The sequence below is a fragment of the Haloimpatiens massiliensis genome, assembly GCF_900184255.1.
Classification (GTDB): Bacteria; Bacillota; Clostridia; order Clostridiales; family Clostridiaceae; genus Haloimpatiens; species Haloimpatiens massiliensis.
In genome coordinates this window covers 277,373-289,180 of sequence record NZ_LT854639.1, presented here as the reverse complement: position 1 = coordinate 289,180, position 11,808 = coordinate 277,373, and the positions used below count along the sequence as shown (strand labels likewise).

At 29.5% G+C, this 11,808-nt stretch carries 9 protein-coding genes; all 9 read left to right on the top strand.

The window, feature by feature from the left end:
* Positions 1 to 56: 56 nt before the first annotated feature.
* Complete coding sequence (locus tag C1715_RS06735) at positions 57 to 1,043, top strand: PP2C family protein-serine/threonine phosphatase (protein ID WP_051931676.1); 987 nt, start codon at positions 57 to 59, stop codon at positions 1,041 to 1,043.
* A gap of 15 nt (positions 1,044 to 1,058) precedes the next feature.
* On the top strand, positions 1,059 to 2,969 hold the full coding sequence (locus tag C1715_RS06730; RefSeq protein ID WP_102399803.1) for a serine/threonine-protein kinase: 1,911 nt from the start codon (positions 1,059 to 1,061) through the stop codon (positions 2,967 to 2,969).
* A gap of 10 nt (positions 2,970 to 2,979) precedes the next feature.
* Positions 2,980 to 3,402, top strand: coding sequence for a hypothetical protein (locus C1715_RS06725; protein ID WP_102399802.1), 423 nt, complete (start codon positions 2,980 to 2,982; stop codon positions 3,400 to 3,402).
* A 133-nt stretch (positions 3,403 to 3,535) separates the two neighbouring features.
* Positions 3,536 to 4,702, top strand: a complete 1,167-nt coding sequence (locus C1715_RS06720) for an FHA domain-containing protein (protein WP_102399801.1) — start codon at positions 3,536 to 3,538, stop codon at positions 4,700 to 4,702.
* A gap of 183 nt (positions 4,703 to 4,885) precedes the next feature.
* Entirely contained in the window at positions 4,886 to 5,932 is a 1,047-nt protein-coding gene (locus C1715_RS06715; protein WP_102399800.1) for an AAA family ATPase, read from the top strand.
* Between the two features lie 72 nt (positions 5,933 to 6,004).
* Positions 6,005 to 6,253 carry an EsaB/YukD family protein gene (locus tag C1715_RS06710; RefSeq protein WP_035291660.1) on the top strand — a complete coding sequence of 83 codons (249 nt, stop codon included), beginning with the start codon at positions 6,005 to 6,007 and terminating at the stop codon, positions 6,251 to 6,253.
* A gap of 13 nt (positions 6,254 to 6,266) precedes the next feature.
* The gene (gene essC, locus C1715_RS06705) at positions 6,267 to 10,823 is read left to right on the top strand and encodes a type VII secretion protein EssC (protein ID WP_102399799.1); all 4,557 of its coding nucleotides are present in this window, start codon (positions 6,267 to 6,269) and stop codon (positions 10,821 to 10,823) included.
* An 89-nt stretch (positions 10,824 to 10,912) separates the two neighbouring features.
* Positions 10,913 to 11,239: a WXG100 family type VII secretion target gene (locus tag C1715_RS06700; RefSeq protein ID WP_180964019.1), complete on the top strand. Its 327-nt coding sequence runs from the start codon at positions 10,913 to 10,915 to the stop codon at positions 11,237 to 11,239.
* Between the two features lie 128 nt (positions 11,240 to 11,367).
* The gene (locus C1715_RS06695) at positions 11,368 to 11,805 is read left to right on the top strand and encodes a hypothetical protein (RefSeq protein ID WP_102399797.1); all 438 of its coding nucleotides are present in this window, start codon (positions 11,368 to 11,370) and stop codon (positions 11,803 to 11,805) included.
* The last annotated feature ends 3 nt before the right edge of the window (positions 11,806 to 11,808 follow it).

The window sequence follows — 11,808 nt, the reverse complement described above, 5'->3', positions numbered from 1 at the left end:
AAGTGTAATTTATATAGATATAAAAGATGATAGTAAATCTACTGAGGAGTTTAAAAATGAAAAATTTAAAATTTCATGTAGGAATTGCTAGTGATATAGGCAATATAAAAAAAATTAACGAAGATAACGTGTTAGTTGAAATTGGTGAGCATAGGGAGGAAGAGTTTGGATTATTTATTGTTTGTGATGGGTTAGGAGGCTTATCCAAAGGAGAAATAGCTAGTATTACAGCAGTTAGATTATTTAAGGAATGGTGGGAACAAAAGTTTAGCGGAGTGATTAAAGCTGGTCATGAAGCAATATTGAATTCATTGGAAGAGACTATTTTACTTGCCAATAAATCAATATACAAATATTCTAAGGAAAATAATATTAAAATGGGAACAACTATAACAGTGTTGTTTATATATGAAGGAAAATATTATATTGCCAATGTAGGAGATTCAAGAATTTATAAAATAAATAGGAGGATAGTACAAGAAACAGAGGATGATTCCTATGTGGCTATGAAGGTTAAAAACAAAGAGATGACAGTAGAAGAGGCTAAAAGAAGTAAAATGAAGAATGTACTTTTACAATGCGTAGGTGCCAAAGAGAATATAGTAGTTTATAAAAAAATGGGATCAATAGGGGATACCAATGCTTTTATATTGTGTAGCGATGGCTTTTATAATAAATTTCAGGAAGAAGAAATGATAGAAAATGTTAATAAGCTCTTAAAGGGTAAGGACTATGGACAATGGGATTATAGAAATAACAAATTTAAAGGAAAGCACTATAAGGGCAGGAATTACAAAGGTGGGCATTACGAAAGTAAGAAATACCAAGGTGGGCACTACCAAGGCAAAGATTATGTAGATAAGGATTATTTATATAAGGACTATGGGGGCAAAAATTATGATATAGAGGTTCAAAAATTAGCTTTGGATATGATTCATACAGTAAAGTCCAGAGAAGAAAGAGATAATATATCCGTAATTATTGTATTAATAGAAAATGAAAAGAGAAAAATGGGGATTTTTAATAGATTATTTGGAAGATAATTTTGGAGGAAAGGTATGTCTGAATACAAAGGGAAGATAATAGATGGTAGATATAAACTTATAGAGATATTAGGTAAGGGCGGTATGAGTGTAGTATATAAAGCTGTAAGCATAAATTTTGAAAAGAATTGGGCTGTAAAGGAAATTACTCTCAATAAAAATGCTGATATAGATTTTCTAGCTGAGCCAAACATATTAAAAAATTTAGATCATCCAGCGCTGCCTAGGATTGTGGATATTATAAATGAAGAAGAAAAAATATATATAGTTTTAGATTATATAGATGGGACAAGTTTAAATATTCTATTGAATCAGTGTATATCTTTTCCAGAAGAAAAGGTTATAAGTTGGGCCAAGGAGCTATGTGATGTATTGAAATACTTACACAATCAGAAGCCAAATCCAATCATATATAGGGATATGAAGCCTGGAAACATAATGCTAAATAAAGAAGGAAAAATAAAACTTATAGATTTTGGAATAGCAAGAGAATATAAAAAAGATACTGCATCAGATACTGTAATTATAGGAACTAGGGGATATGCAGCACCAGAACAATATGGCAATCATCAAACAGATAATAGAACAGATATTTATAGCTTAGGGGTTACTTTATACCATCTATTGACGGGACAAGGACCCAATGATCCACCCTATGAACTTGTACCAGTTAGGACTATAAACCCAAAGTACTCAGAGGGGATAGAACATATAATTTCAAAATGTATTCAGCAAGACCCTATTAACAGATATCAAAATATAGAGGAACTCATTTATGATTTGAATAATATAGAAAAATTAAGCTATAGTTATAAAATTAAAAAGAGAAGAAGCAAAGGCAAGTATTTTATAGCTGCTTTATGCATTGGAGTGGCAATAACGGTGTTTGGTGTTTTTAAAATAAATAATCTAAAAAACAATGATTACATGTCACTTTTAACTAAGGGAGAACAGTATCAAGAGGCAAAGCAATATGATGATGCTTTAAGGGTTTTTAATAGTGCTATTGATAATTTGCCTGATAAAGATGAGGGATATTTAGCAGTGGCCAATTTGTACTATGCTCAATCAGACTTTGACAAAATGCTCAAGTATTTAAAAGTGGAAGCTGTTAGTGAAAGACCTGAATTAATCCAAAATGATAAGTATAATTATTTTTTAGGTCTGGCGTGTTTTTCAAAAGCAAATTATAAGGAAGCTATCAGTTGTTTTGAAAAGGTTAAAGATAAAAAATTTGAAGGTGTTAATTATTATTATGCTATATCTAAGTCATTAAATAAACCAGGGAAGCTTACCAAAGACGATGAAGCTATAAAAAATGTTGACGAACTAATTAAATATATAGAAACCATAGAAAATGAGGAAAAGAGATTAAGAGGCTATATAATGATAGCTGATATATACAGAGATAATTTTATGATATTAGATGAGGATTATAATAAGCAAATAGATTTATTAGAAAAAATCAATTCTCAAAGTAAGGATAAAGGAAATACGGCTATTTATGAAAGATTAGGCGCTGCATACAATGCAAAGGCTATGTTATCGGATAATGAGGCGGAAAGGAAAAAATATTATAATAAGTCTTTAGAAAATTATTTAATGGTTAAGAAATTAGGAACAGATACTATGACTCTTTATAGTAGTTTAGGCAATGTGGAGCTTCAATTGCGAAACTTTGATGAAGCTGAAAAATACTTTAAAGTTTTGATTAATAAATATCCTAATAATTCCATAGGATATGCTAAGTTAGCTAAGTTATTTTATTTAAAGCAAATGACAAAGGACAAAGAGCAAAGAGATTTTTCAGATTTTTTCAAAAATTACAAACTGGCTGAAAAATACAGTACAACTCAAAGTAGCAATGACATACAAGCGTTGAAACAAATATATAAGGAACTTCAAAACCAAGGGTATGTAAAATAAGGGGGTTTTTATGAATATAGGTTGGGTAATTTTAATAATTGGCATAGCTATATCGGTAGTTTCAATCATAGGTATATTATGGTGCTACTTATCTAAAGCATCTAAAGAATTTAAAGGATCCAAAGGAGCACTTAATAAATCCTCTAATAATAAAAAACTTAAATTAACTATTAATGAAGAAAAGGTAAATAATAAAAATCTTAATGGATTACTCCAAAATAGTGATGATAATAAATTGCTTGATAAGAGTAAAAAAGCTGAGTTATTCAAGGACAGCAATGAAACAGAATTACTGGAGAACAGCCGGGGTACTGAGTTACCCCAGAATGGCGAGGAAACAGAATTGCTGGAGAACAGCCAGGGCATTGAGTTACTTCAGAATGGTGAGGAAACAGAATTACTGGAAGATAGCCAGGAGACTGAATTACTTTAGTTTAGTGAGGGGACTAAAGAACTCTAAGGTAGTGAGAGATTTTAGCTTATGAAGATAGTTGAGAATATGATGAAATTGAACCATTGATTTAAGGAAAAATATAGATAGAAAATATTTTAAGGGGGAGTTATGGTTGAATTCTCTTATTGAAGAAAATAGATATAGCACAAATATAAACTATATACTTAGTCAGGAGAGTATTTTTTACGAAGTTGGATATAAGGTATTACAAAACCAAGTGAATAATGGTTTTGTGAAATGCGTTAAAGTCATGCATAATGGAAAAATTAAATTGGTTTATGACATTTCAAAATATAAAGATTTAGAAACTGTAATACAAAATAGTGGCGTAGACATATTTATAAAAATAATAAGAAAGTTACTGATAGTGGCCTTAAATGTAGAAGAAAACGGATTTATAGAATATAAAAATATTAATACAAACTTAAATTCTATATTTGTAGATACCAACAATCTTAATATTTATTATATATACATTCCAGTAATATATGATAACGGAAGAACAGAAAAGACATTTAGTAATGAATTAAAACAAAATATATTAAAAGCTATTGATAACAATAAAAAACTTACAGGAAGCGCCATTGATAACTTGTATTCTAATTTAAATTCAAGCAAATCTTTAGAGAATATTTTCAGGGAGATTAACATTAGTACTGCAAATATTAAATCAGAAGTAAAAAAAGAGTCTGGTGTAAAAAAAGAAGTTAGGCATAAGCTTAGTGAAAATCATATAGATAGTGAAGATCATGGGGGTACTAGAGATTACAAGGACACTAAAAATAAAAAGAGATATATAGGACCATTTAGTAGCATATTTTCAAGAAAAAGAAAAAATAAAGCTGAGGAGCATAAAAGTGGACACAATACATCAAGTTTTCGCACTAAATATGAGCACTACAATAACTGCCATGATACAAGATTATTAGAGGATGATGGTACAACTTTGCTATCTGAAGAGCAAAGTGCAAAAATAGCGTTAACGGGAGTAAATACTCCAGAAAAAATAACAATAGTTATAGATAAGCCGGAATTTATAATAGGGAGTAAGGATGAATATGTAGAGGGATTAATTACATTTAATAAAGCTATAAGCAGGAAGCATTGCAGTATTTTAAAGGAAAATGAAAAATACTATATGGTTGACCTTGGAAGCTCCAATGGTACATTTATTAATGGTAGAAGGCTAGAAAAAGATGTAAAAGAAGAGATAGTGCCAGGGGATATAGTTACCCTTGCCAATAGTGAATTTATGATTGTTGAAATAAGGCACATTTAAATAAATAACAAGTCAGTATGCTAGTCTATTTTCCGTCATACTGCGTCAGCAGAACCCACCGATAGTCCTACTAGCGACGGAACCTGCTTCCTTGTCTGACACAAAATATGCCAGCATCTTTGACTTGTTATTTATTTTCATGTACCTAACATAATTTGTTTTTATGTAAAGGAGAAACAAATAATGAAAAATATAGTTATTATGTTGGTTGATAGAGATGAAAAATATTTAATGCCTATTGAATTAAAATTAATACAAGAGCTGGGTGATAAACTTGAGCTCATAGTGATTTCCAATGAAGATTATTTGAAGGAGTATTTCAATTTACCAAGACATATAGATATATTGATAATAAATGAGGAATTATATGATCCAAAGCTGCAAAAGCATAATATAGCAAATACATTTATATTAACAGAACAAGAAGAGTTAAAGGAAATAACCTGTAGCTTAAGTGTACACAACATATATAAATATACAAGTGTAAAGGAAATTTACAATGAAGTAATGAGTAATAGTTCTATAGAGCCAGTTAGAGAAAATCATAAGTCAAAGGTAATAATGGTTTATTCTCCAATAGGGGGAAGTGGTAAAACCACTGTGTCTATAGGTATAGCTGCAGCTTTAAAACATTTAAATAAAAGAGTATTTTATTTAAATACGGAAAGTATACAAAGCTTTGATTTTATAATTGGAAATGATCAATATTGCACTTCAGGCTTTGATAGATATTTGGTGAATAAGGATGAGAAAATTCTTAATCATTTAGATGATGCAATGGGTAAAAAACCTTTTGATTATTTATTACCTTTTAAACAACCTGTGTCTTCATTAAATATAGGTATGAAGGAGTTTGGATTTTTTATTGAAAAACTTAAAGACAGTGGTAAGTATGACTATATAATAGTTGACACATCTAATGAGTTTAACAGTGAAAAGTCTATGCTTATGGGTTATTGCCATAAGGTAATCATATTAACAAAGCAGAGCAAAGTAGATGCAATAAAATTAAATAATTTAAGGGTTAATATAGATTGTTCAAATCCAAATAAGTTTATATTTATTTGCAATAAGTATGTAGACACTAAGGAAAATTATTTAATCAAAGATGAGTATATTAGTAATTGTAATATTTCCGAATATATAGATTGTTTTAGAGAAGAGGATATTACAATAGATTTTTTAGCAAAGAATAGATGCTTTAATAAGATTATATATATGTTTAATTAAGGGACCCTAAAATGATTTTAGATTCTAGCGGTTATAAAATAAGACTATATATGTTTAATTAAGGGGGCAGAAATGAATAAGGCAATTGTAATATTAAATATACCAAAACTTAATAAGAAGGTAGATATAGAAGTACCTCTAGACATTACAGCTAATGATTTGGTGATAGCTATAAATAAGGCCTATGATTTAAAAATTAACACTGATAATATTATGGAGGTTTATGCAAGGTCTGAAAAGCCCATAGCTTTATTAAAAGGGAATAAAACACTAGAGGAATTCAATATTAGAGATGGTTCTATTATAAATATTTTAGAGTAGGGGAGATAAAGTCATGGGAAAAAATAAATATAAAATAATTATATTTGGCAAAAATATCTATCGAGAATATTCTCTTTCAGACTTTGAAAGCAATATAGTAAAAGTAGGAACAACAAAAGGATGCCAAGTTAGATTTAAAAAAGAAAGATTTTTTGAGGATTTTGAATTTGAACTTTTAAGGCATGTCGATGGCTTTGAAATAAATTGTACTAATTCAGTGTATTTTACAATAGATGGTATTATGAAATTATATAATAAAGATTTGCAGCATGGTGATGAAATAATTATAAAGTACGAAAATTATAATGAAACAGTTTTTAAGTTAAACTTTTTAATTGATTTTGACAGTATTCAAAGAAATTATGATAGAGTAATAGATTTAAAGGAAGTTAAAAAAGTTACAATTGGTGGAAGTGAAAAAGATACTATATATATACAGGATGATTTGCTGAAGCAGGGAAATGTAACTTTGTTTTTAAGGGACAATAAATATTACATAAAGGATAACAATACAAAATACGGGGTTTATAAAAATACCCAGAAAATTAATAAGGAAACTCAGCTTAAAGATTGTGATTTCCTTATAATTATGGGGTATTATTTTTACTTTAAAAATAATAAGTTATACACAGATAAAAATGAAAATATGCACATATTGGGACTTAAATTTACTGATAAGATATATACCAATAAATTAAAATATCCTAAATTTAATAGAAGCACAAGAATAAAGTATATAACACCAAACACAGATATAGAAGTCTTACCTCCGGAAAAATTACCAAACCCACCTAAAAATAATATATTGATTACACTGATTCCTGCGTTAGCTATGGTGGCATTACTCATAGTTTTAAGAGGAGTTATAGGCAACGGAGGCAGTTTTGTAATCTATAGCGTTGCTACAATGTCAATAGGAATAATTATGTCTATAGTAAATTCCATAAATACAAAAAAAGAATACAAAAGAGAAGTAGAAAAACGAAAAACTAATTATCTTAAATATATAGAAGAAAAAGCAAACTTTATAGAAAACATGAGAGAAAAGGAATTAAAGGTATTAAAGAAAAAGTATATTTCCTTAGAAGAAAATGTAAAAAATGTACGAGAATTTAATAAGGAGCTTTTTGACAGAAGCAAGGAAGATGAAGATTTTTTAGAGGTTACACTGGGATATGGAACAGTAGCATCCCGGTGTGAAGTGAAGATAACTCCACAGAAATTTAAAGATACCACAGATGAATTAGTGGATAAACCAGAAGAAATAGAAAATAAATATAAATTTATTGATAATGCACCAGTTATTTTGAAATTAGCTTCAGCTAATGCTGTAGGTATACTAGGAAATTATAAAAACTTATGTAGAATGCTTAAAAATATAACTGTAGATATTATAGGAAGACATTTTTATAAAGATGTAAAGATGTTTTATGTATTTAATGAAGAGAATAAAGCTGAATTTCAATGGTTAAGGTGGATAAAACACATATACAATGAGGATATAGGTGTAAGAAATTTAATATATGATGAGGAAAGTAAAAATTCATTGTTTGAGTATTTATATATACAATTGATCAAAAGAGAAGAGGAAATAAAATCTAATAAGGGAGATTTCCATACACATTTTGTTATTTTTGTAGTAGATGATAAGGGCATAAAAAACCATCCCATATCAAGATTTATTAAATCCAGTAGTAAACTTGGCACTACATTTATATTCTTTAATGAGAGTCAAGAACTGTTGCCTATGGGCTGTAGTGAAATAATAAGGCTTGATGAAAATGGTACTAGTGCAGAAATTGTAAACTGTAATAATGGAGAATGCATTACTGGTTTTACCTATAAAAATATAGATTATGTGGATTTAAATGAACTAGCTTTAAGATTAGCGCCAATTTATGTAGATGAGGTAAGTTTGGAAAGTCAGTTGACCAAAAATATATCCTTATTTGAGCTTCTTGGAGTAACCGTAGTAGATGAAATAGATATTGAAAAAAGATGGAAGGAATCTAAAGTATATAAGAGCATGGCAGCTCCACTAGGAGTAAAAACCAAAGGACAAATCATATACCTGGATTTAAATGAAAAAAAACACGGTCCTCATGGCTTGGTAGCCGGAACCACAGGTTCAGGTAAAAGTGAAATATTACAAAGTTATATATTATCTATGTGTACCTTATTCCATCCATATGAAGTAGGCTTTGTGATTATAGATTTTAAAGGTGGTGGAATGGTTAATCAATTTAAAGATTTACCTCATTTAGTTGGCTCAATTACAAATATTGATGGGAGGGAAATTAACCGTTCGCTATCTTCAATTAAAGCTGAGTTAACTAAGCGTCAAGCACTATTTGCTGAATATGGGGTGAACCATATAGATGCATATATTAAGAAATTTAAAAGCGGAGAAATATCTAAGCCCCTGCCACATCTGATATTGATTGTTGACGAATTTGCAGAGCTTAAGAGTGATCAACCAGAATTTATGAAAGAACTAATAAGTGCAGCAAGAATTGGCAGAAGCTTAGGAGTGCATTTAATACTTGCAACTCAAAAGCCGTCAGGAGTAATAGATGATCAGATATGGAGTAACTCAAAATTCAAGCTTTGCTTAAAGGTGCAAAATCAAAGTGATAGTAATGAAGTATTGAAATCACCTTTAGCTGCAGAAATAAAAGAACCAGGAAGAGCGTATCTTCAAGTAGGTAATAATGAAGTGTTTGAATTATTTCAATCAGCTTATAGCGGAGCAGAAGCCCTAAGAGATGAAATGGGTAATAATAAGGAATTTGAAATAAATGAGGTAGCTTTATGGGGAAAGAGGACTACAATATTTAAACGGGAAAAGAAAAAAAATAGTGGAACTAGTGCCACTCAGTTAGAGGCATTAGTTAAATATATTAATGAATACTGTTTAGAAAATAATATTGAAAAACTTCCGGGAATATGTCTACCACCATTGCCAGATGTAATACTTTTAAAGGAGGGTGAGAAACTTCATAAGAATAACACCTGCGTTGAAGCTTTTATAGGTATATATGATGATCCAACTAAACAATTGCAGGCACCTGTAAGATTAAATATTTCAGAAGGTAACTTATTTATTGTAGGTTCTTCACAATTTGGTAAAACAAGCTTATTACAAACAATAATAAGAACCGTGGCAGAAAGTTATACACCGGAAGAAGTTAATATGTACATCTTGGATTTTGCTTCTATGATTTTAAAGAATTTTCAAGGGCTTAAACATGTAGGTGGTGTTATTACATCCTCAGATGATGAAAAGCTTAAGACTTTTACCACCATGATGCTTAAAGAAATAGAGCATCGTAAATCAGTTTTATCTAAGCTTGGTATAAGTTCATTTGTATCCTATAGGGAAGCTGGTTATAAGGATATGTGTCAGATAATTATTTTCTTAGATAACATGACTGCATTTAAAGAAATGTATTCCGAGAGAGATGAAGAGTTATTAAATATATGTAGAGAAGGAGTAGCAGTAGGAATAACAGTAATTATTGCCAATGCTCAAACCACTGGAATAGGATATAAATATATGACTAACTTTTCCAGCAGAATAGCACTATATTGCAATGATTCAAGTGAATATGGAAGTTTGTTTGACAGATGTAGAATGCAGCCAAAGAATATTCCAGGAAGAGGACTAATCTCAATAGATAAGGATATTTATGAATACCAAAGCTATCTAGCTTTTATAGGTGAAAAGGAGATAGATAGGGTTAAAGATATGAAGAGCTTTATTGAGCATATTAAGCTTAAGTATCCAAATATGAAGGCAAAAATAATACCTGAAATACCAGAGGTTTTAGACATGAAGTTTATAAAAGAAAACTATGGTAAAAAACAATTAGCTGCATATGAAATACCAATAGGATTAAATTATGAAACTATTAATTTAGAAACTATAAACTTGTTAAAAGAAAGTTCTATGGCTATTATCGGTAAAGAAAATAAGGGTAAGAGTAACTTCATTGCTAGCATTGCCCAAAACGTACAAAGAAAAATATTAGAAAATCCAGTGCAAGTCTATGTAGTGGATAACATAGAGAAAAAGTTAAGCTTTATGAAGGAGTATGGGTTTGTAGAAAAATATTCTCTATTATTTAATGATTTAGAGCTGATTATTGAAAAAGTATATGATGAATTAGAATATAGAAGCGAAAAAGTTGCAGAAAGTGGAATGGAAATTCTTAAAAATGAACCTTTAATTTTAATAATTAATAACAATAGAGATGCAATGAATAGCTTAGGAGCTAATGGGGAAGTAATGAACAGGTATAAGAAAATTACATCACAATTTAAAAATTTAAAGGTATGCATTATATTCAATGATGTTGAAAATTCTCAAGTAGGATTTACAGCATCGGAATTACTAAAGTCCTTAAAGGAAGGAAACAATGGCTTCATATTTGATAACGTGGGGGATAATAAATTCTTTGATTTGCCAATTAATATTAGTAGAAACTATAAAAAACCATTGAGCTTAGGGGATGCCTACTGGATAGATAGTGGAGAATTTAAGAAGATTAAGACCATATTAAAGGATTAGGGGTGTATCAAAGAATTAGTTATGAGAATTAAGAAAGTATTAAAGTGATGGAGTTGTATAAAAGTATTAAAAGATTAAGGGGTGAGTCTATGGCTTCAAAAACTTCGGTAGATTGTATAGGAAGTATTACTAAGCTTAGCACTGAGGAGATGACAGAAGCAGTAAAGGAACTTAGGGATAATGTTAAGGAGTTTCAAAATTGTAGAAATAAAATAGAAAGCATAACATCGGAGTTACTTTCAACCTGGATAGGTAATGCTAGAAATTCTTATGAGGTAGAATACAATTTACTAAAAAGAAATTTAAAGGACATTGAGGATGATTTATATGATTTATATGATGGCATTGTTGAGAGTATAGCAGCTTATATGGAAACGGATGAGAAGATAGCAAAAAATATAGAGGGTAATTCTTAGAAAAATATGTTCATGAAGGAGAATTCTCAGAAATATATATTCGTAAAGGGAAATTCTCGGAAATATATGTCCGAAAATTCAGTTAATTATATTTCATTATAATAAATTGGTAATGTGGAGGTGTATATATGGCTGAATCATTGTACTATGTTAGGTGTAGAATTAGGTCTACAAGAAATGCAATTAGAAATAAAAAACAGTATATTAGACAAAAAAACAGAAGATTAGAAGATATTGATGAAGCAATTAGTTCATTTTATAGAGTTAATAATTGCATTATGGATATAAATGGGCCCTTATATAATGGTTTTAGTTGCTTAAAATGTGCAGTAGCAGTAGATGGAAAATGTGCAGTTTCAACAGATTCAACTTCTTTAAAGGAAAAAAGCACTAATTCTGATTATAAAATTAGTGTTGCAATAGATAAATTAAATAAGGAAAGAAATGTGGTTAGAAATGAAATTATCTCAGCTACAAATGAACTAAATTCACTAAATTATAGGTTAGAGGAATTAAAAGATGAAGAAAGACGTTTAGTAAATAAAAAGATTTTTGGAGGTGATTAATAT